Here is a 20,946-nt window from a genome sequence, read left to right on the forward strand (position 1 = left end):
GGCGAGACATCCAGGTCGTCCTCGAACCGCGCGACCTCGGCAATGTCGCGTTGCAGCGCCTCCATCTCCGCCTGAGATAGCGGACGGTCGGGGATGAAATCGGGGCGAACTGGGTCCATCGTCACGGACGACGCCGGCCCGGACCGCCGGGACCGCCCGGGCCACCGGGGCCGCCTGGGCCGCCGCCACCGCCGAACTGAATCTGGCCGGGCATCCGGGTCTGCCCCTTGATTTTCTGGCCGTACCAGAGGCCGATGACGAGGCCGATGAGGTGGGCGAGGTGGGCGACGTTCCCGCCGAGCAGGCCGGCCCCCATCGGATTGAGCGACCCGAAGATGCTCAACAGGAAGTAGAAGCCGGTGATCGCCCAGATCGGGACCGGGATCAAGAAGTACAGGTACACGCGGAGATCAGGCTTCAGGACGGTCAGGAACGCCATGATAGCTAGCGCCGCACCGCTGGCTCCGAGGACGCCGGCGGACGTTCCCTGCACGGTCTGAATTGCGATCTGTCCGAGGCCAGCCAGCGCGCCGGACACGAGGAAGAAAATCGCGAACTTCTTCGACCCGATCTGCTGCTCGACGAGTCGGCCGAAGAAGTAGATGATAATCCCGTTCCCGAAAATGTGGTAGAATCCAAATGGGGCGTGTGAGAACACCGACGTGACCCAGGTCCAGACGTACTCTGGATTGTTCGGATGGAGGACGAACAGCGTCTGGAAGGCTTCGCGACCGAGGGAAAGGATGACGACGTGTTCGAGGATGAACACGATACCCATGATCGCCAGGAACAGGTACGTGACGTTCCCCCGGAAGTACGCCAGCGGCCCGCCGGGTCCGGTGTCGATACCGAGCCGGTCGGCGACGCCGCCGCCCCCGGAGGTCTGGCCAGTGTTTACACTCTCGTCGAACCCGCTGTCGAACACGCCGCCCGGATCGCTCCAGTTATCCAGTCCGGGGCAATCGTGGGCCTCGGGCAGTCTGTGTTCCGCACAGTAGGTCCCGCCACAGTGCCCACACTGGTACGGCATGTTCTCCTGCTTTCCACAGGCATCGCACTCCGACATTGTCCTACGGTAGGAGTGGGCGGTGGAAAGGGATTGTGCTTATACTGTCGGCTGTCAGTCTGTGACGGGTTTCGCGACGCAGCGGCTTATTCGCCGATGTCAGGGTTGCTTTCAGCGTCCCGGAGCACGCCGATCCACGCCGGTTCGCCGTCGTACTCGATTGACCCGCCGGACACCTCAATGGTGCGCGTTTCGCCGTCGGCCTGTTGCCCCGCAAATTCCGAATGGAACGTATCAAGCTCGTTTGACTCTGCCGTTCGGAGTGCGCCGGGGAATCGGCTTTCGTCGCCCTCTGGAGTGAGTATAGTCGGTGATTCGTCGATGAGTTCACTCTGATCGTAGCCGAAAATGTCGGCCAGCTTCTGGTTCACGTAGACGAACGTCCCGTCCTGAATGATACAGACACCCGCGAGCTCCTGTTCGACGAGCCGTTGATACCACGAGAGGGCGTTCCAGAACCGCTGTTCGGTGCGGTGTTGCTCGACAGCATTCTCGATTCGGTTGGCGAGGACGTCGTACGTATCTGACCGGCCACCCTTCTGCATGTAGTCCGTCACGCCCGACGCGATGGCCTCGCTCGCGATCTCCTCGCTCCCTTTGCCGGTGAACAGAATGAACGGGATGTCCGGGTACTGCTCGCGGATGAGTTCCAGAAACTCCAGCCCGTCGGTGTTTGGCATGTCGTAGTCGCTGACGATACAGTCGACCTGCTTGGTCCGGAGGAAATCGAGCGCGGCGACGGCGCTGGTCTTCGTCACGACGTCGAAGTCGTCGTTGATGCGTTCGAGATACACCTCGACCAGTTCACCCACCTGTGGATCGTCGTCGACGTGCAACACGGTACACTGCTGGGACTGCTCGACTTTCGCCAGCGGAATCGGTACCTCTGTCTGCATTTCGTCGTGTTGATCCGCTGATTCGGTCCGGAGAAGCGGTGTGTGACGCGTCGTCGCGCGGCGACTTCCACTGATGGCCTCGCTGGAGAGTTCCACTATCTTGTCTCCGAGCCGCCACTCCTCCTCAGAGGTCATCTTTTTTCCCCGGTGCTGTCGATAGTACAGAAGACGAACGCAATCAGCCATCCAGTCAGGCTGGTAGTGATTGTTCTATACCCCGATCCTACCACGTCTGGTCCCCGAAGCGAGCCAGCAGGACGTATATATTTCAAATAATAGTCAGGCGAGTTCCATCTAGGCATCAATACCTAATCCTGGCCGTAGTTACATACCAGTCTACTAAACGCTACTGATGGGGTGTATCGCTGTGGGCCTTCTTGAGAACGTTCGACCCGTCCGTGCTATTTAATCGCTAGACGGGCGATAAACGCTCTGTCTGTGTTGATTTCTGGATTTATCTTTTAATTCCATACTTAATACAATATATAATATGTAGGTACACTTCAGATAAATTTAATTATTGCCCCGCCTACATCAAAATCGTATCATGTCCGATACTACCATGCGCGAATACCTCGCAGAGCACCCGAAAATGGCCGGCGCACTGTTCACCCTCCTGATGCTACTGTCACAGGCGGGGACTGCAGCAGCTAATAATAATATTTACATCGGGCCATAAACCGTAGAACTGGCAACATAAGCAGCCGTTTTCATCGCGTTGTTCTTTGCAAAACCGGCAAGAAAATCAGCCGATATCTTCTAGTTCCATCGAATTACTCCAATAGAGATCTCCGCCAGTTTTGACAGGGACCTGTTGCATCTGAAGGAACTCAGATAGTTCCGAGCTAGAAATATTGAAACTTCCAACTGATCCCGGCGCTAAAAAGTACTCTTCACACTTCTCAAAGAACGGAAATACGATTGCTCCTAAGCCTTTGTTATCCATAGAATACGCCTTCATTTCTACGTCGTATCCTGCTGTGGTCGCAGAAATATTCAGTAGATTCGGTGTCCCGTTTTCCGCTTGCGTAACTGTCACACCACCATCACCAACCACGATATACTGCCCCCCAAGAACGCTCTTTTTACGTGCGATAGTAAGCGCCGCTCGAAGGGGGAAGCCGCAGTTCAACAGCCTGGCGACTGTTTCACCGATGCGAACCGCGCCGTCGTTCAGCACTTCGTTAAGCGTGACGATGCCAGCGATTGCACCCTTTTCGACGAGCGCTAACCCCTGGTTGTAGGAGTTGCAGGCGTTCAGCAGGAACGTATCGACCCCTACAGAGTCGACTGTCGTCACGTCGAGCTTGCCATCGCGGCAGACGAAGCCGTCGTGTTCGGTGTGGCCGATGTAGTGGAAGAACTCCGCGTCGGTCGTGAGAACGGTCCTGAGCTCCGCCGTCGTCAGGTCGTCGTGGACCGTGACATCGAACGGCAAGTCGTCGCGGGTGCCGTACACGTCGTCGACGACCTGCCGTTCCTCGTCCATGCGGGCGTCGTTCTGGACGACGCGAATCGTGATGTCCTCGGCGTTCGTGTCGCGGTCGAGTCGGTGTTCGAACGCCGCTTTGGTCAGCTTGCTCGCACCGATCGGGATGCTGTCCCCGATCCAGGCCTGTTCCAATGAGTCCTCGGCCTGCGGTTCGACGTAGTCCGCCTCAGATGGAGCGGTCGCAGCGTCGGAACTCGCGGCGCGGGTGATGACGTCGTCCCGGGTGAATTCGGCCTCGACCTCCGCCGGAACGCTCGCCTGATTCAGCCGCTGTTGCTGATGCGTTCGGACGATAGCCAGGTCGTCGACGACGTACGGGAGCTGTTCCGCGTTCGCCGGCACCGGGTCGATGTGCGTCGTCAACCGCCACTTCGGGATATGGTCCTCGATAACGTCGTACGGGACCTGCAGATAGGTAGCGACCTGCTCCGCCAGCGGCTGCTGATACAGCGACTGGAAGTTGAGGTCGACGTACGGTTCGATGGCCGCTCGCTCGTGTAAGTCGATCTGGTGGAATCCCTCGGTGCGCGTGACACAATCGAGGAAGAAGAGGCGTTTGAGCGTGCGTCCGACCTCGGATTCGAAACCCCGTGCGGTATCGAGCGAGTACGTGAATCCTGTGTCGGTTGTGAGCCGCGGCTCGGACGCGGGAACGAGCGAAGCCCCGAGGTAGTACGACAGCGGTGCGGCGACGAAGATCGAAGCGAGGTCAGGCGGCAGTTCGAGCGTGACACCAGTGTCCGGCCTGTCGATATCCGACGGGATGTCCAGACTGTCTCCGACCTCAAGCGCCGGTGGATGGCCGCGAAGCGTCGGGTAGGAGCGCTCGGGGTCGTAGGCCTTGAGCGCCGACCCGAAGGTCTCGACCGCGGCCATCACGTCGGTCGGTTGCTCGGTCGTCGTGACCGTGGCCGCCGGCCGGTCGTGCTGGGAGCGAGCGCCGATGAGCAGGTCTGTCGGGGCGTCGAACTCGATACGGGTCCGGTCCGAGTCGACGGTGACCTCTACCGCGGTGTCCTCGACCCGCATATACGTCTTGATCTGCGTCAGCGGGTCCAGCACGTAGTCATCCGGCGGCAGCGTCTCAGACTCGAACTGGGCAACCTCGGCGGCTATCGCGCCGGCATCGTCACGGACGTACACCATGACCACTGTCGGCAGTTCGATAGCGCGCGTTCGGATCCGGACAGCGTCCCCGACCGGGTACTGAAACACGTCGGTCGCTGCCTCCCGGAGCGCGACGGGGGTCGGCGTGTGTATCCGGTAGCGCTGGCGCTCGATCTGATCAATAACCGCAAGTCCAGGGCGGTCGTCAAGCGGTTCGAACGTTAGAGTCATGTAATAAGCGAGGGGGACGGTATTACTCTCGTACAATGAGAACGACAGAAACCATGAAAAAGATATCGCCGACTTCGTTTTCTATCGGTCGGGGCCGCCCACGAGAGTCGCCTGAAACAGGGCGCTGACCGGGCTCAGGCGGATGGTGCGAAACAGGCACCGCTGTGGAAACCCTGGTAGCCGATGGGCGAAGCGGGTAAGGGCACCCCGGTCTAACACTCAGGTAGTGAAAGAGTTCGAGCGCAAACAGTTGCTGGAGCGCATCGAACGCGACAGCGCGACCGTCGGTGCGGATATCCCCGATGAGATCACCGTGCAGGGCGAGGAGATCGAACTCCAGTCGTTCGTCTTCGAAATCAAGCGTCGGGAGACGATTCCGCGGGGCGAGCGCGAACGCGTCGAGCAGGCGAAAAAGAACCTGCGGCGCGAGCGCCTCCAGCGCAAGCAGCGGATCGAGGACAACGAAGTGAGCTACGAGCGCGGCGAAGAGCTTGCCACGGCCATCATCGGTATCGACCGGGCGCTCAACGCGCTCGAACAGCTCGGTGCGGCCAACATCGAACAGGAAGCGCAGACCCAGGAGACGGCCGACAGGAAGCGCTGGATGAAGTTCCTCCAGAAAGCACTGGGTCACGAGGACGCGGACTCCGGCACGGGTCGTGCCGGGCGGAGCTACTAATATGAGCCGGAACGACGAAATCGCGACACTGCTCGAAGAGTTTGCCGACCTGCTGGACGCGAAAGGGGTGGAGTACAAGCCCCGAGCCTACCGCCGGGCGGCCGAGAACATCAGGGACTTCCCCGGGGCTATTGAGGGCCTCGCCGCGGAGGGGGAAGACAGCGTCGGCGAAATCGACGCCGTCGGCGATGCAATCTCCTCGAAGGTCGTTGAATACGTCAACACTGGCGAAATCGAGGAGCTAACCGAACTCCGCGAGGAACTCCCCGTCGAGATGGATGCTCTCACGGCGGTCGAGGGCGTGGGACCGAAATCCGTCGGCTCGCTGTACGAGGCGCTTGGCATCACCACCCTCGACGAACTGGAGTCGGCTGCCGAAGCCGGCAGGATACAGGAAGTCTCGGGCTTCGGGGCGAAAACGGAGCAGAACATCCTCGACAACATCGACTTCGCCCGCGAGGCCCACGAGCGGTCGCTGCTCGGCGAGGCGCGGCCGTACGGCGACCGGATTCGAGAGTACATGACCGGCGGCGACGCCGTCGAGGAGTGCGCGCTCGGTGGATCGATTCGTCGCTGGCGACCGACCATCGGCGACGTGGACGTGCTCGTCGGGAGCACCGATCCCGAGGCCGTCGTCGAGCGGTTCGCCGACTGGGAGGGACTCGACCGGGTCATCGAGTCCGGCGAGACGAAAGCGAGCGCCTACGCGGACGACGTTCGGGTCGACCTGCGGATCGTCGACCCATCGGAGTTCGGCGCGGCGCTGCAGTATTTCACCGGCAGCAAGGACCACAACGTGGCGGTCCGCAACCGCGCTATCGAGCGGGATCTGAAGGTCAACGAGTACGGGGTCTTCGATGTCGAGGGCGTTGAGGATGACGACCAGCGGGCCGGTGAACTAGTGGCCAGCGAAACCGAGGACGCAGTGTACGACGCGCTGGGCATGGAGTGGGTGCCGCCGGAACTCCGCGAGAACCGCGGCGAGGTCGAAGCCGCCGCCAACGGGTCGCTCCCGGACCTCCTCGCCGAGGGCGAGGTCCGCGGCGATATCCACACCCACACGAACTGGTCGGACGGCAGCAACACGATTGCGGAGATGGTCGAAGGGGCCGCCGCGTTCGGTCACGACTACCTCGCGGTCACGGACCACGCGACGGGGCCGGGGATGGTCGGCGGCGTCGGCGTCCCGGACGAGAAACTCCGCGAGCAGATAGTAGAGGTCGAGTCGGTCGCGGCGGACGCCGACATCGACGTGTTCACCGGCGTCGAGGCCAACATCGCCGCGGACGGCAGCGTCTCGGTCGCCGACGACTTGCTGGCGGACCTGGACGTGGTCGTCGCCTCGCCACACGCCGCGCTGGACGGGGACGGCACGGACCGCCTCGTCGCCGCAGCGGAACACCCCGACGTGAACGTCATTGGCCATCCGACAGGCCGGTATCTCAACCGTCGTGAGGGGCTGGACGTCGACATCAAGCGCCTCGCAGCAGCCGCCGCCGACACCGACACGGCGCTGGAAATAAACGCTAACCCCGCCCGGTTGGACCTCGGCGGCGGCGCGGTCAAGCAGGCCCTCGAAGCCGGGGCGACAATCGCCATCAACACGGACGCACACAGCCCACGCGATCTCGAACTCCTGCGCTACGGCGTCCACACGGCGCGGCGGGGCTGGGTCGAGACGGACGACGTGCTGAACACCCGCGACGCCGAGGACCTCCGCGAGTTCCTCGATGCCTGAGAATTCCCCAAGCGACCGGCTCGTGCTCGATGCGATGCTCGGCAAGCTCGCCACCTATCTGCGGATGTGTGGCTACGACACGGCGTACGCGCTGGACCGGGACGCCGAGGCTGATGACGACCTCCTCGCTATAGCGGAACGTGAGGACCGGCTGGTGATTACTCGGGACAGCGACCTCGCCGCCCGCGCACCCGAGAGCGTGCTCCTCACCGAGCGGGCAGTCGAGGACCAGTTGCGGGAACTCGCCGATGCCGGCTTCCATCTTTCACTCGCTCCGGAGCCGGCCCACTGTGGCGTCTGCAACGGGCCGGTCGAACAGGTCGATCCGGTGGCACCGACGCCGGAGTACGCACCGAACGCGGACGACGAGACGGTCTGGCGCTGTACCGACTGCGGGCAGCACTTCTGGAAAGGGAGCCACTGGGCGTCAGTTCAGGCGACGCTGGACGGCCTGTAGAACGTAGAAAGTCAGCGGGCGTCGCTACAGTTCTTCAGCCGCGGCGACGGCCTCCTCGGTCGTCCCCTCGACGACCACGCCGGTCGTGACATCGTCCTCGGTCCAGTAGACGACAGCACTGTCGTCGCGCTCGATTGCGGTCGCGTTCTGCCCGTTCACCTGCACTGCCGTCCCGTTCTCCACGTCGTCAAGATAGCTCGACGCGCCGGTAGCGGTCAGAACTGTCACGTTCTCCCCGTCAGCGTCGTACTGCTGGGCCACAGCCGTACTCTCGGGCCGGCTGATGTACCGTGCCTCTTCGAACGTCCCGTTCTCGTACTTCGGCAGGTCCAGGTCCGTCGCGGACTGGGCCGCGTCGTAGGAGTCGTACCTCTCGACGGTCGTAACGGCGACCCGGTCAGCCGGTGGAGCGAACTGGCTGTCGTCGATGCTGACGTTGAAGTTCGTCTCCTCAACGGTGAGTTCCGTCCGGTTCGTCCCGTCGTCGGTGGTCAGCTTGTGGACCCGGTAGTCCTCGGTATCGACCCATAGCGTCGTGTTCGGCGCGTCGATGCTCTCGTTCGTCGGTTCGAGGTCCAGGACGTACGTCGACTCGCCGTCGACTTCGGCGGTCCCGCGGAGCGTCGCAGTGACGTTCTCCTCGGGAACCGGGTCCGTAGTGTCGTTCATCGCCGCGGCTTCCTCGGGCAGTTCGCGGCCGTAGGACTGGTTCTCGCCGACCGCCCAGACGACGGTTCCGTTCGTCCCCATCTCGTAGGACCGGTTCTCACTCGTGACGGCGGCCCACGTCTTGTTCGGCTCAGCGGCAGCGTACTCCACCGTCGAAGTCTTCGATTCCGAGTCGTTCGTGACGGTCACTGTCGCGGTCCCGGTAATTGTCTCGGCCGCATCGTAGCGCTGCTCGGTTCGGTCGAGCACGTCGTCGCCGGACGGCTGCCCCATTTCGCTGAGGCCGGACACGCCGGCGACCGCCCCAGCAGCCAGTAGTCCAATGGTGACGAACACCGCGACGATAGCTAGTCTCCGTCCGGTATCGGCTGTCATTGTCCGGGCTTAGGACTGGAGTGGTAAGTGGGTTCCTCTTGTCAGAAAACGGACTGTATCCGGCGGAATCTGCACCCGGCGAACCCCTCATTGCTGTCCAGTCCGTACGCCGGGCTGTGAGCGAGTCAGCGAACACGACTGTCCGCGTCGACGGCGTCAGCAAGCAGTACGACCTCGGCGGGACGGTGACGGCGCTGGACGACGTGAGCCTGGACCTGTCGGCGGGGTCGTACACGGCGGTGATGGGTCCAAGCGGTTCCGGCAAGAGCACGCTCCTGAACCTCATCGGCGGGCTGGACACGCCGTCGTCGGGGCAGGTCGTGGTCAACGGACAGGACGTTTCGTCGGCTAGCGAGGCCGAACGGGCTGACATCCGCGGCACCGAGGTGGGCTTTGTCTTCCAGACGTTCAACCTCATGCCGCGACTGTCCGCGGTGGAGAACGTCGCCTTGCCGCTCGTCTTCGACGGCTGGGACCGCGACCGTCGCCGCGAACGGGCAGTGTCGCTCCTCTCGGAGGTGGGGCTCGCCGACCGTACCGACCACGTCCCCTCGGAACTCAGCGGCGGCCAGCGCCAGCGGGTCGCAATCGCCCGCGCACTATCGACCGACCCGGCGCTGATACTCGCCGACGAGCCCACCGGTAACGTCGACACGGACACCGGCGCGCAGATACTCGACCTGTTCGACGACCTCCACGCGGCGGGCAACACGTTCCTGCTGGTGACCCACGAGCGCCACGTCGCCGAGCGGGCCGAGCACATCGTCCACGTCGAGGACGGTCACATCCAGTCCGTCGAGAACGTCTCCGGGGGGCGGCACTGATGGACACCGGCGAGAGTGTCCGCATCACGCTCCGATCTATCAGGGCGCACAAGCTCCGGTCGGCGCTGACGGTCGTCGGCGTCGTCATCGGCATCGCGTCGGTCATCACGTTCGCCACGTTCGGGGCCAGCGTCGAGGCCGAAATCGTCGGCGACATCGAGACGTCGAACGCGGGCAACATCTACGTGTTCGGGACGCCGTCGGGCGACGACGACTTCGACCGGACGCTCCAGCCGGTGTTCACGGAGTACGACATTCAGCAGTTAGAAGGAATCCAGGGCGTACAGGCGGTGCTCCCGCGCGGGATCGTCCAGACACAATCGATACAGCACGGGAATCGGACGCTCGCCAGACAGCAGGTCACGGCGACGCGACCGGCCAGCATCACCGACGGTGTCCTCGTCGAGGGCCGTTCCTTCGAGGCTGACGAAGAAGCAGTCGTCGTCAACGAGCGCATGGCCGGGTCGTTCTCCGAGAACCTCACGACCGGCGAACGGCTCACGATGACGATGCCCGACGGTAGTGAGCGGACTGTCACCGTCGTCGGCGTCGTCAACGGGACCCGCGGCGAGGTCCCGGTCAGCGAGTTCGCCCGCCAGCCGCGGGTGTACGTCCCGATAGATCCGTTCTACGACTCCGTCGTCGAGAGCCCGTCTGCGGCCGTGCGACAGCGCGCGTACCCGCAGGTGACGCTCGTCGTCGACCCGCGGGCGATTCCGGAGACGCAGTCGGCGATTCAGACGTACCTCTCCGGTAATTCTGACGCGCGGTCGCTGTCGGCCGACGACACGGAACTGGTCGCCCGGTCCGGGAACGACTTCGTCGAGGAGATCAGCGACGTCATCGAGCGCATCACGCGCTTCGTCACCGGCATCGCCGTCATCGCGCTGGTCGTCGGCGCTATCGGTATCGCCAACGTGATGCTCGTCAGCGTGACCGAACGGACCCGCGAAATCGGCATCATGAAAGCCGTCGGCGCGCGCAACCGCGACGTGATGCAGGTGTTCCTCGTCGAGGCCGCACTGCTCGGAACTATCGGCTCGCTGCTCGGCGTCCCGCTCGGACTGCTCGTCGGCTACGGCGCGACCCAGTACGCCGAGGTCACGTTCTCGCTTGCGCCGCTGTGGATGGCGCTCGCGGTCGGCGTGGGCGTGCTCGTCGGCGTCGTCGCCGGCCTCTACCCGGCCTGGCGAGCGGCGCGGGTCGACCCCATCGACGCACTCAGGCACGAGTGATCGGGATTCAGAACACCGAAATACGTGGTCGTCGTACCGACGGGCCATGACCCTCTCGGAGGAGGCCCGCGAGCGACTCGCCGACATCGTCGAACTCCAGCCGACGAAAAACGGCGAGTTGCAGGAGCGCTGGGACATGGACAGCGGGAGCGAGGTGCACCAGTACCTCGAATCCGAACTCAAGGAGTACTACTACCGCAACGACAACAGCCTCATCTGTGCGACGCCGGAGGCGACGACGCTCATCGACGGGGAGGACTCCGAACGGATACAGACGGTGACAGTCACCCCGCTCCAGCAGGCTATCGTCGACGTGATTGCCGGCCCCGACGAGGAGAGCCAGAGCGTCGTCGCCGTGTTACACGCCCTCCGTGAGGTCGGTGAGGACCGCGACACCGACGATGTTCGCTCCGCGCTCCGCAGCCTCGCAGACAAAGGTATCGTGGAGACGGTCGAGAAGACGGTGCCGACGTTCAGGCTCGCCGTTCCCCGGGACGAACTCGACATCGAGCTATCCGAAGAATAAGTCCGGGTCGCGGTGTCGGTCCGCTACTCCGACAGCCCCGGCCGCTGGCGGCGGCGTCGCCGCGCTAACACCCGTTTTATTGCTTTGCCCGGCCCGCCGTCGAGCGGCCAGTCCTTCGACCGCCACGCCGGCGGTTCCGGCTCGTAAGACGGACACTGCCCCCGACACTCCGCCGCCGTCGGGAGACACCCTTTCGCGGCGCAGTGTGGATAGACGCCAGTTTCGTCGGCGCTGAGTTGGAAGTGCCTGCAGTCGGGGCGCATCGTGTCCGCGTACGCGCGCCAGCCGCGATCGTATGCCCGTTCGGCGATGGCGAGCCGCCGCTCTTGCTTCCAATCAGGACTCGCGTACTCGAACCGCGCCGCGCTGGTGTCGTCGTCCGGTCGGTCCAGAATGCGCGTTCCGGGGTCGGTCACTGACAGCGACCGCGGTTGCCAGACCGCCTCGGCTGTGCCGGATTCGGGATCGACAGTCAGCACGCCGGCGGCCGCGGGCAGGTCCGCCAGCAGGACCGGTTCCACGCGCTCGTCGGTCGTCGCCGTCGCGACCCACACCTCGTCGGCCAGCGACAGCGCGATGTCCCGCTCCAGTTGTGGGACGAGATTCCTGGCGGCGCTGGCCGTCAGGTCGGGCTTGTTCTCGATGGCGACGACCCGACGGAGCCAGTCGGGATAGGGTCGCACCCGACGGATTTCGATGCGGTTGCCCCGCTTTCGGGTCTCGATGGCGTCCCGGTCGGCCGCCTCGTGAATCGACTCCCGGACGTACCGCCACGGATAGCCCGGGTCAGGCAGCGCGTCGCGGTAGTACGTCCAGTCGGCCGGCGCGTTCTGCAGGACGTGCAGGAGGTCCGAGTCGAACGCGTCTCCGCCGAACGTCGCTCGCTCGCGGAGTCCGTCGGGGTCACACTCCAGTACAATCGTGTCCCAGCGTCGGTGTTTCGTCCCGAACTGTCTGGCGATCAGCACCGCCGCATCGTCGGACGGCGACCACGCTCGCTCGGCCCATTGACAGACGGCCAGTTCGAAGGCGAACTCGGAGTCTGAATCGGCTCCACCACTCGATGTCACGTATCTCGAAAAAATAGCCGGCCGCGTAAGAACTGCTGGGTTAGGCTGACGTGGTCGGACCTGTTACCTGCTGTGCGCTCTTGTTCGTCTGGCTTGCGAATGCCGTTCCGAACATACGGAAGACGGCGACCTGCCCGTAGTAGGTGACGAACGGAACGAGAACGAGTCCGATGACAGTAAACGCCAGAATATTGCTGATGAGGTTCGTAATAATGCCAACGACAATCGGCATCAGGACTGCGATGAAGTAGTCACTCGTAAGGACGACATTTTTCAGCAGCGAGAAGTCGAACGCTGCTCCAAGGCTGCCTTCGACCGCCATATTGGCGAGTGCTGCCGGGACAATATAGTAAATGAGAAACATTACCGGAATCAGAAGGAGCAGTGTCATGAGCCCGAAGCCGGCGATGATTCCGCCGCCAGAGTTCCCAGCAGCACCACCCAATCCGAGGAGGACGCTCCCGATACCGAAGATGACAGCTATGGGAACGATAGAGTACACGAGACCGACGATACTGAACTTGACTCCGTCGATGATGAGTTCACCCCAGTCGTCCCAGGCAGGTGGTTCGGATTCGCCCTCGACGGTCGTTCCGATCACACGAAGCAAGTAGCCGTTGAACGCGAACACTGGGATCAGGAGGAAAAAGAACACCAGCAGTACGCCGCCGATCAACATCTGTGCTATCCAACTGTCGCCTTGCATTGGGTACGATAGTCCGTCTTCTAACATTTTAGACGCCTCTTTGAAAACTGTAATCTTATCCTATTTAAAAATACTGTTAGTATTGGGGGAAATACTGTTTATAAAATAAATCCCCATTCGTAATTATCTCAACGGCAGATGATATCGCGGAAATAAAGGTTAGGCTACATATGGGGTGGGCAGTCGTGCATTTTACTATCGAAGGTAATTCTGTATTTTAATTTATATGTTAGTTTAGGGGATCTGTGTTCATGGGCTGGTTATCCGGTGAGGTCACTTGAGCCGGTCAGCAAGCGACGACGGAGCGGTAGCTATCCAGAGCGCCGCGTCGGTGCTGGATGAATCCGGCCGAGTGTCGCCGCTCTCTCTACTCCTCGTCGTCCGCTCGTTCGTCGAGGAACTCGTCTGCCTGTTCGAGTATCTCGCGGGGGCCGTCCTGCGTGACTGTGTTGATGGCCTGCTCGTAGTCGCGCCACTGCAGGTCGCGGTGTTCTGTGGACAGTTCGGCTGACGCTTCGAACGATTTCGCGACGAACAGGTGGACCGTCTTGTGGATGGTGTTGCCGTTCGCCTCGAACACGTAGTCGTAGTCTTCGCGGAACCCGTCTAAAAGCCGGAAATCACCGATGCCGGCCTCCTCTTTCACTTCGCGTATGGCGGTCTGCTGGAGCTCTTCCTCGCCCTCGACGCCGCCCTTGGGGAACTCCCAATCGCCGGGTCGGCTCTTGAGCAGGAGGTACTCCCGCCGGCCACGCGTATCGCGAAAGAGGATGGCTCCCGCGCTCGTGGCCTCTATCATTATCGGATTTTATGACACCGCTACTTAAGAGAATATCGGAGACACAACGGAAACAGATGGCCTTTTGTCACTCGCGGCTGAGTGTTCGTCTACAGATGCCCTTCGTCACGACGCTGACTTTCACCAGTGGGGACCGACACCGCCTCGAGGACATTGTCACAGAGATCAAAGAGAGCGCCGAACAGAAGGGGGTCGAACTGAAAGGCCCGCATCCGAAGCAGCCACAGGAGCTGCGGGTTCCTCAGTCGAAGTCACTGGGGCCAAGCGGCGGCCGCTTCGAGTCCTGGACTCACACCGTCTACACCCGAACGATAGAGATCGTCGGGTACGAGGAGTTCGCTCGGAACGTTACTCAGCGAACCTTCCCGAACGCCATCCACGTCGAGGCCGGCGTCGAACAGCGGACGCAGGTCGGCAGCGGGTCGTAGCCCCGGAGTGACTGTCGTCCGCTCCTGTGGATTCGTATAAGTAGCTGTGCCCCGTTTCGCCGGCATGAACGAGTCTCAACAGGAACGGCTCAGGTCCGTTCGGCGCGACTTACACAGCTATCCCGAACCCGCGTGGCGGGAGTTCTACACCACCAGTCGCATCGTCGACGAACTCGAACGGATCGGCGTCGACCAGTTGCATCTCGGTCAGGATGTCGTGGATGGCGACGCGCGGATGGCAGTCCCGGACGCTGATGAACTCGAAGACTGGCAGGCGAAGGCCCGAGAGGCCGGGGCCCGTGAGGACGTGCTGGAGGCCGCCACTGGGGGATTCACCGGTGCCCTCGCTGTGCTCGAACAGGGCGATGGGCCGACCGTCGCGCTCCGGGTCGACATCGACGCGCTTCCAATAACGGAGTCAGACAGCGTGGCACATGCCCCGGTGACGGAGGAGTTCCGCTCAGCCAACGAGGGGTACATGCACGCCTGCGGGCACGACGCCCACGCGACGATTGGCCTTGGCGTGCTGGAGGCAGTGAAAGAGAGTGATTTCAAGGGGACGTTCAAAGTCGTCTTCCAGCCGGCCGAAGAGGTTATCGGCGGCGGGAAGGCCGTCGCCGAGAGTGGACATCTGGATGACGTGGACCACTTGCTGGCGATACATATCGGTCTCGATCATCCGACCGGTGAGATCGTCGCCGGCGTCGGCGGCTTCCTCGCGGTTCGGCAGTTCGAGGCGACGTTCACCGGCGAGACGGCGCACGCTGGAGGGCATCCCGCACAGGGACGGGACGCCGTACAAGCGTTGGCGACTGCCGTCCAGAACCTTCACGCGATTCGACGGCACGGCGACGGCGCGACCCGGGTCAACGCCGGGGTCGTCGAGGGTGGCACAGCCACGAACATCGTCCCCGAGGAAGCGACGCTGGAAGGAGAAGTCCGGGGTGAGACGACCTCGCTCAAGGAATACATGAGCGAACGGGCGGACACCGTCATGTCGTCCGCGGCCGAGATGCACGACTGCGAAGTCGCTGTCGAGACGACCGCAGAAGCGCCGAGTGCGGTGAGCGACGACGCGCTTGCGGGTGTAGTGTACGACGCAGCAGAATCAGTTCCCGGCGTCACAAGCCGCCTTCGGACCGACGACCTCGGTGGGAGCGAGGACGCGACCTATCTGATGGACCGCGTCCAGGGCCGCAGCGGGACGGCGACGTTCGTCGGTATCGGGACCGACCACCCCGGCGGCCACCACACGCCCACGTTCGACGTCGACGAGAATTCACTGGCAATCGGTATCGATGTCGTCAGTAAAGCGATTAGCCAACTGAGTGAGTGAATACGCTACGGCGCTTCCCAGCTGGCGAGTTGGATCGATTTGCCGCTATCCGGCGACTTCCAGTTCAGCGTGACCGTCGCATCCGAGAGATCAGCGGCCTTCGAAAACGTCACCTTCGACCCGGCTGTGATTTCCGAACCGGCCGCCGGTGCGCCGCCGAGACTCGGGAAATCGTGCTGTCCGTTGGCGGTTGAAGCCCCGCTAACGGTGATGTACAGATTCCCGGCTTGAATAGAGTCGCCGCTCCGGTGCTCGATTGTCAGGCTGTCGGGACTACCCGCGTCGTAATCGAACGTAAACGCCGCCTGTGGCGCGCTTTGGCCGAGACTCCCAGAACCGAAATCGAGGAAGAACGTCGCTGCTGTCGCCGCCAACAGCACTGTTATTGCAACCATTAGAATGACACCAACAACTGGCGAGACTGCACTATCGTCGGATTGGAATCTGCGTGCTAGCATGATTGACCCCCACTCGGGCGACGGTCGACACGCTGTCTCCGTCTCGGTGACCCCCCGGTCGACCGACCCCAGTGTGACTTCATTTTGATATCATGTTGTTAAATAATAAAACTTGTTGTTCAGAACTATAGTTCATGATTTCAGCAACTACTATCCGAATAGCTGTTCGAAACGCCGTCGCTGCTGCTGGCAACCCCGCGCCAGAATATCAGAATCAAACGGAAAACGCAACGAGCCGCGGAATCAGTACTTGGGCTCTGCGCCAGTGACTTCGTAGATATCGTCCATAATCGAATCACGCTCGCGCTGCCAGGCCTCGAAGCCGCTGCGGTCGCTGGGGTAGGATTGGTAATGGTCCAGCAGCCGGTCGGCAGCTTTCTTCGTCTGGTAGAGGTCCCGGATGGTCCCCAAGTGGCCGATGCTCTTGACTGCCATCTTGATTTTGAGTCCGAGCCCGATACTGGTCGAGCCGCCGTACAGCGCCTCGGCGAGCTTCTCGCCGGGTAACGCGGCCAGCAGCGCCATCAGGTCGTCGACGTCGTAGGCGGTGGTGAAGATGTTGTACACGTCAAGCGCCGCGTACCGGGCGCCGAAGTGCTCCATCACGCGCTCGTTGTACTCCCAGAGCGCGGCTTCGTCGTCCGTCCGGCCGGATTCGATAGCCTCGATTGCCTGTTCGGCGGCGTAGGTCCCGGCGTAGGCCGCACCGGCGATACCGCCGCCGGTGGTTGGATTGACGTGTCCAGCGGCATCCCCGACGGCCATGAATCCGGGCGCGACGGCGGAGTCGTATGGCCGGCGCGTCGGCAGCGCAGCGCCGAGTTTATCCTGTACCTCCGCGCCCTTGAACTCGCTTCGGCCCTGCAGGTCGCGCTTGAGGTCGTCGACCAGTTCCATCGGCTCCTCGTTCATCTGGAAACCGAGGCCGGCGTTGATCTCCGTGTCCGTACGCGGGAAGTACCAGAGGTAGCCGGCGGAGCGCTCGGTCGGCTTGAACACGAGCGCGTCGTCCCACTCGACCGGCTCGTCAACCTCGATAATCTCCCGGTAGGCCGAACAGAACTGCGAGTACTGGACGTTCGTGTCGAAGGTCGCGTCTTCGAGGTCGGTCTTGTCCTGCAGAATCGAGAGCGCGCCGGCCCCGTCGATGACCATGTCACCCTCGTATGTGACGGGGTCGCCTTTCCGCATGGCTTTCACGCCTGTCACGCGGCCGCTGTCGTCCTGCAACACGTCCTGAACGACCGTGTCGTAGTGGAACTCCACACCGCTGTCGTTTGCACCCTCGATGAGACAGCGACCGTACTCCCAGCGGTCGATGACGGCGAGTTCGCCCGGCACGGGAATTTCGAGAACGGTGTCCTCCTGTGGAATCTCGAACCGGCCGTGGTCGACATCGGTGTTGGTAAACGCCGGTTCGAGCTGTGACTTCGGAATCGCTTCAGGGAAGTCGCTGGCTCCCTTGAGCGCGTCCCCGCAGGCGATGTGGCCGGCCTCGGTCTCGTCCTTTCGCTCTACGACGACGACGTCGTAGCCCGCGTCCGCAACGGTCGCTGCGGCGTAACAGCCGGATGTCCCGGCCCCGACGACGACAACGTCCACGGAAACGGTCCGTGCAGTCGCCGACGCTCCGCCGGCGTTGCCGTCCTGGTGTGTGGTCATGCACTCCCGTCCTGCCCGGAGAGAGAAAATTATTCCGACTATCGGTTTTACGCACTGCTATAACTGTTTCTGCGATGCACAGCCGACTACGGGTGCGTCATGCGGCATTGACGGACAGCGGTCCGTTTCACTCCGGGACAGCGGTGATAAAGAGTTTTGCTGGGGGGTGTCAAAGGGCCGAGCATGACCGAGTACACGGTGACGTTCGTGGGGACGGGCGAGGAAATCACCGTCTCCGAGAAGGAGACGATTCTCTCGCGGTGTATCGAGGAGGGTATCGCCCAGGAGTACTCCTGCCGCGTGGGGATGTGCCTGCCTGCTCGGCGAAGATTGTCGAGGGGTCGGTTACCCAGCCTGCCGCCCGCGGACTGACCGACCGGGAACGGGAGGACTACGCACTGACTTGCATGGCGCGGCCGCAGTCGGACCTGAAACTCGACCGCGGGAAGTACCCGCCCAGTATTGAAGCGGATGTCGACCTGGAGGACGGCGATCCCACGCCTGCGGACGACTAGTAGGCACTGAATACCACTACCATATAGCCTGCTAGAAGGTCTGTAAATACCTTTAACATACGCCTGATATATTGCCTGATATAGAGCGGTGAAACCGCGAATGAAGGACAGGTCATATAAGCAAGTGGCCCCTATAGAGTAGTGACTACAGCGTCAGCGGACGGCCTTCGACGACTGATACACGCTTCCCCAACCATGACCAGCCGCGTATACAGACTTCACTCGACACTTGAACTGCCACTGGAAGACGCCTACGATTTCTTCGAGGATCCGGACCTTCCCCCCGAAATCGCTGACATCGACATCACCCGTCGAAACAATACGCTAATCGTCAGCGCTGTCGCCAAAGACGACTCCATGAGTAAGTACACCCCGACGGCCCAGCTCAAGGCCAGCGTCACGGAGAATCGGGTGTACGAGGAAGACCCCGACGAGATGGGACCGCCCGGGGCCGCGAGTACCGGGAGTTCCGGCGGTGGCCCCCAGTGGGGCGCACTCGAAGAGGAAGAGGAAGAAATCGAGTCCGAACTCGTTGAGTACGCCTGCTTCAAGGGCGACCGCGAGACCGTGCTCCAGAACACAGCGCTCCAGTACGCGATGTTCGAGGTCCTGTGTGAGGTCGCGAAAGTCGCTGAGAAAGGAACGTTGACGGCGATTGCGGCGGTCGACGAGGAACTCGAAGCCGTTCGCATCGTCGATGGGGAAGAGCGACCCGCTGCGATAAACGTTGCAGAGGAGCCCCGCGACGGCGAGGAAGAAGAGGGCGTCAACTGGCGCGACAACGAGTTCATCTCGTAACGCAGCCTGCGGAGCGTCCGGTCACGGATTCAATTTTGCCGAGCCGTAGCTCAACGCCGTATAGCGGCCAGTTCAAGTCGCTACGCCGACGCGATACCTGAGAGGTCGGCGTCGGTAAACCGTGATGCGATTTCAATGGTGAGGTTCGCTTCGATGTAGGCCGCAATCACGATTAGTACGGCGGCCGTCGCAAGCAGCCAGCCGGCTTCCCGGAGATCCTGTCCGGTGACCAGTTCGTCCGTGCGGCCGCGGATGTACTGTATCGTGCGCCACCCGAACCGGAGCCCGACGGCGGCGACGATGAGCAGTGCGGGGATCTCGATGAGGCCGTGTGGGACGATGAGTGCGGCGACGACGACGGGCGAGACCTGCTTGAGTGCGATACCGACGACGACCCCGATGAGCAGGCCGTTCAAGACGAGCGACAGGACCGTCATCGAACCGAGCGAGATAGCGCCGAGTGCCATCACGAGCAACGCCCCGAGGTTGTTAACGGTCAGAGAGACTGTCGTGAGCTCAGCCGGCATGAAGGGATTCTCGCCGGTCGTTCCGGGGTTCTGAAGCCACTCGGCGGGTACCTGACTGCCGAGTCCGTACCCGAGGAGTCCACTGACTATCAGGATCAGCGCGGCTACAGGGACATAGCGCAACAGCCAGCGGTGAAAGAGGCGAGCCGGGAGGGTTGGGCGGTCGTCCATACCACGCCTTTCGCGCCGGCAGCAAAAAACCCGAGTGACCTGAACGGGCGCGGCCGCCGTTTTATTTGCCACCGCCTCACACACCTGTCGGCCATCCAAAAAGTACTTGGCACTCGTAATTATATCTCATTACACTATGTCCGAATCAGCAGAGTTCCCGGACTATCTGGACGTTGATTACACTGACGGGGAAGGCGAAGACCCCGAAGAGTACCCGACTGTCAACCACAAGATCGAGAAGGCAATCGAGGTCACGAAGACCGGCCTCGAAGAGTACGAGAACCCTGTCGTGATGTGGACCGGCGGCAAGGACTCGACGCTGACGCTGTACTTCGTCAAGGAAGTCGCCGAGCGCTTCGACCTCGAAGTACCCCCGGTCGTCTTCATCGACCACTATCAGCACTTCGACGAACTCATCGACTTCGTCGAACACTGGGCCGACGAGTGGGACCTCGACGTCATCTGGGCGCGCAACGAGGACGTGGGCAACTACGTCGACGAAAACGGCCTCGAACCGGGTGACGACATCCCCGTCGACGAACTCTCTGAGCACAACCAGCACCACATTCGGAACATCCTCGAATACGAGGAGGACACGTTCCCGTTCCTGCTCGACACCTACGTCGGCAACCACCTCCTGAAGACGGTGGCGCTCAACGACACTATCGAGGAGCACGACGTCGACGGCATCCTGTCGGGCATCCGCTGGGACGAGCAGGAGTCCCGCGCCGACGAGACGTTCTTCTCGCCGCGTCACGACCCGGACATCTACCCGCCGCACGACCGCATCCAGTCGATTCTCCAGTTCGCGGAAGCCGACGTGTGGGAGGCCTTCTGGAACTTCGTCGTCCCGGACACCGTCGAGGGCTACCCGGACGACGGCTACGTCCCGCAGGGACAGGACGACCTGCCTGAGGGCATCGAGAAGGAAGACGTGCCGGTCTCGCCGAAGTACTTCGCCGGATTCCGTTCGCTCGGGAGCGAGGTCAGCACCGACAAGTCCGCCGAAGAGCCCGCTTGGCTGCAGGACATGGCGAACACGACCGAGCGCGCCGGCCGCGCCCAGGACAAGGAAGACCTGATGGAGCGCCTGCGCGACCTCGGCTACATGTAAACGGCCACGGAACGACGCCGGTTCCGTATCGCTGTTTCTCTTGCTGTCTCAGTAGCGACGTTCGCCA

The 20,946-nt window shown here is 62.2% G+C and carries 20 protein-coding genes and 1 pseudogene; 11 read left to right on the forward strand and 10 right to left on the reverse strand.

The genetic code is table 11. The annotated features are described in order from the left end of the window. Positions 1-121 precede the first annotated feature (121 nt). The 3 genes from GJ630_RS01010 to GJ630_RS01020 all read right to left on the reverse strand — a co-directional run bounded on the left by GJ630_RS01010 (position 122) and on the right by GJ630_RS01020 (position 4,792). Complete coding sequence (locus tag GJ630_RS01010; RefSeq protein ID WP_050037963.1) at positions 122-1,066, reverse strand: rhomboid family intramembrane serine protease; 945 nt, start codon at positions 1,064-1,066, stop codon at positions 122-124. Between the two features lie 86 nt (positions 1,067-1,152). Continuing rightward, on the reverse strand, positions 1,153-2,097 hold the full coding sequence (locus GJ630_RS01015; protein ID WP_191449254.1) for a response regulator: 945 nt from the start codon (positions 2,095-2,097) through the stop codon (positions 1,153-1,155). 610 nt (positions 2,098-2,707) lie between these two features. After that, positions 2,708-4,792, reverse strand: coding sequence for a hypothetical protein (locus tag GJ630_RS01020; protein ID WP_191449255.1), 2,085 nt, complete (start codon positions 4,790-4,792; stop codon positions 2,708-2,710). 226 nt (positions 4,793-5,018) lie between these two features. Here GJ630_RS01020 and GJ630_RS01025 point away from each other — a divergent pair, with 226 nt between their 5' ends. From GJ630_RS01025 to GJ630_RS01035, 3 genes are read left to right on the forward strand one after another with little or no spacing between them, the layout of a single operon-like run. Then, the gene (locus tag GJ630_RS01025; protein WP_014040192.1) at positions 5,019-5,471 is read left to right on the forward strand and encodes a DUF5788 family protein; all 453 of its coding nucleotides are present in this window, start codon (positions 5,019-5,021) and stop codon (positions 5,469-5,471) included. A 1-nt stretch (position 5,472) separates the two neighbouring features. Beyond that, entirely contained in the window at positions 5,473-7,209 is a 1,737-nt protein-coding gene (gene polX / locus GJ630_RS01030; protein ID WP_191449256.1) for a DNA polymerase/3'-5' exonuclease PolX, read from the forward strand. Beyond that, positions 7,202-7,666 carry a Mut7-C RNAse domain-containing protein gene (locus GJ630_RS01035; RefSeq protein WP_023843238.1) on the forward strand — a complete coding sequence of 155 codons (465 nt, stop codon included), beginning with the start codon at positions 7,202-7,204 and terminating at the stop codon, positions 7,664-7,666. Before polX ends, GJ630_RS01035 begins: the two co-directional genes overlap by 8 nt. Before the next feature lie 24 nt (positions 7,667-7,690). Here the strand turns inward: GJ630_RS01035 and GJ630_RS01040 are convergent, their stop codons facing one another. Next, positions 7,691-8,710 (reverse strand): hypothetical protein, encoded by a 1,020-nt coding sequence (locus tag GJ630_RS01040; RefSeq protein WP_050037959.1) that lies wholly within the window; start codon positions 8,708-8,710, stop codon positions 7,691-7,693. 116 nt (positions 8,711-8,826) lie between these two features. On the opposite strand from GJ630_RS01040, the gene GJ630_RS01045 reads away from it, so the two are divergent. Genes GJ630_RS01045 through GJ630_RS01055 form a run of 3 tightly spaced genes read left to right on the forward strand, consistent with a single transcriptional unit; the run spans position 8,827 to position 11,295 of the window. Next, positions 8,827-9,534 (forward strand): ABC transporter ATP-binding protein, encoded by a 708-nt coding sequence (locus tag GJ630_RS01045; protein WP_371726721.1) that lies wholly within the window; start codon positions 8,827-8,829, stop codon positions 9,532-9,534. Beyond that, the gene (locus GJ630_RS01050; RefSeq protein WP_191449258.1) at positions 9,534-10,769 is read left to right on the forward strand and encodes an ABC transporter permease; all 1,236 of its coding nucleotides are present in this window, start codon (positions 9,534-9,536) and stop codon (positions 10,767-10,769) included. Before GJ630_RS01045 ends, GJ630_RS01050 begins: the two co-directional genes overlap by 1 nt. A 46-nt stretch (positions 10,770-10,815) precedes the next feature. Further along, positions 10,816-11,295: a DUF5797 family protein gene (locus GJ630_RS01055; protein ID WP_004516865.1), complete on the forward strand. Its 480-nt coding sequence runs from the start codon at positions 10,816-10,818 to the stop codon at positions 11,293-11,295. Positions 11,296-11,318: 23 nt separating this feature from the next. Here GJ630_RS01055 and GJ630_RS01060 read toward each other — a convergent pair whose 3' ends face one another. The 3 genes from GJ630_RS01060 to GJ630_RS01070 all read right to left on the reverse strand — a co-directional run bounded on the left by GJ630_RS01060 (position 11,319) and on the right by GJ630_RS01070 (position 13,870). Then, a complete protein-coding gene (locus tag GJ630_RS01060; protein WP_050007300.1) occupies positions 11,319-12,365 on the reverse strand; it encodes a DUF5787 family protein in 1,047 nt (348 codons plus the stop codon). Between the two features lie 40 nt (positions 12,366-12,405). Then, positions 12,406-13,071, reverse strand: coding sequence for a DUF4013 domain-containing protein (locus GJ630_RS01065; protein ID WP_225306753.1), 666 nt, complete (start codon positions 13,069-13,071; stop codon positions 12,406-12,408). A 367-nt stretch (positions 13,072-13,438) separates the two neighbouring features. Continuing rightward, positions 13,439-13,870, reverse strand: coding sequence for a bis(5'-nucleosyl)-tetraphosphatase (locus tag GJ630_RS01070; RefSeq protein ID WP_008309479.1), 432 nt, complete (start codon positions 13,868-13,870; stop codon positions 13,439-13,441). 95 nt (positions 13,871-13,965) lie between these two features. Between GJ630_RS01070 and GJ630_RS01075 the strand changes: the two genes are divergently transcribed. Together GJ630_RS01075 and GJ630_RS01080 are read left to right on the forward strand one after the other, a co-directional pair. Continuing rightward, entirely contained in the window at positions 13,966-14,298 is a 333-nt protein-coding gene (locus tag GJ630_RS01075) for an uS10/mL48 family ribosomal protein (protein ID WP_008309480.1), read from the forward strand. A gap of 64 nt (positions 14,299-14,362) precedes the next feature. Beyond that, positions 14,363-15,634, forward strand: a complete 1,272-nt coding sequence (locus tag GJ630_RS01080; RefSeq protein ID WP_050037956.1) for an amidohydrolase — start codon at positions 14,363-14,365, stop codon at positions 15,632-15,634. Positions 15,635-15,639: 5 nt separating this feature from the next. On the opposite strand, the gene GJ630_RS01085 is transcribed toward GJ630_RS01080, so the two are convergent. Both GJ630_RS01085 and GJ630_RS01090 read right to left on the reverse strand, forming a co-directional pair. Next, a complete protein-coding gene (locus tag GJ630_RS01085; RefSeq protein ID WP_079980830.1) occupies positions 15,640-16,092 on the reverse strand; it encodes a type IV pilin in 453 nt (150 codons plus the stop codon). A gap of 243 nt (positions 16,093-16,335) precedes the next feature. Continuing rightward, positions 16,336-17,754 carry a geranylgeranyl reductase family protein gene (locus GJ630_RS01090; RefSeq protein ID WP_191449259.1) on the reverse strand — a complete coding sequence of 473 codons (1,419 nt, stop codon included), beginning with the start codon at positions 17,752-17,754 and terminating at the stop codon, positions 16,336-16,338. A 183-nt stretch (positions 17,755-17,937) separates the two neighbouring features. Between GJ630_RS01090 and GJ630_RS01095 the strand changes: the two are divergent. Continuing rightward, positions 17,938-18,269: pseudogene (locus GJ630_RS01095) on the forward strand (2Fe-2S iron-sulfur cluster-binding protein). 195 nt (positions 18,270-18,464) lie between these two features. Then, a complete protein-coding gene (locus GJ630_RS01100) occupies positions 18,465-19,067 on the forward strand; it encodes a hypothetical protein (RefSeq protein WP_008309489.1) in 603 nt (200 codons plus the stop codon). An 80-nt stretch (positions 19,068-19,147) separates the two neighbouring features. Here GJ630_RS01100 and GJ630_RS01105 read toward each other — a convergent pair whose 3' ends face one another. Next, positions 19,148-19,765: a stage II sporulation protein M gene (locus GJ630_RS01105; RefSeq protein WP_064287965.1), complete on the reverse strand. Its 618-nt coding sequence runs from the start codon at positions 19,763-19,765 to the stop codon at positions 19,148-19,150. Positions 19,766-19,901: 136 nt separating this feature from the next. On the opposite strand from GJ630_RS01105, the gene GJ630_RS01110 reads away from it, so the two are divergent. Beyond that, a complete protein-coding gene (locus tag GJ630_RS01110) occupies positions 19,902-20,879 on the forward strand; it encodes a phosphoadenosine phosphosulfate reductase family protein (protein ID WP_005534748.1) in 978 nt (325 codons plus the stop codon). Positions 20,880-20,946 lie beyond the last annotated feature (67 nt).

The sequence above is a fragment of the Haloarcula sp. CBA1122 genome (assembly GCF_009741785.1).
GTDB lineage: Archaea > Halobacteriota > Halobacteria > Halobacteriales > Haloarculaceae > Haloarcula > Haloarcula hispanica.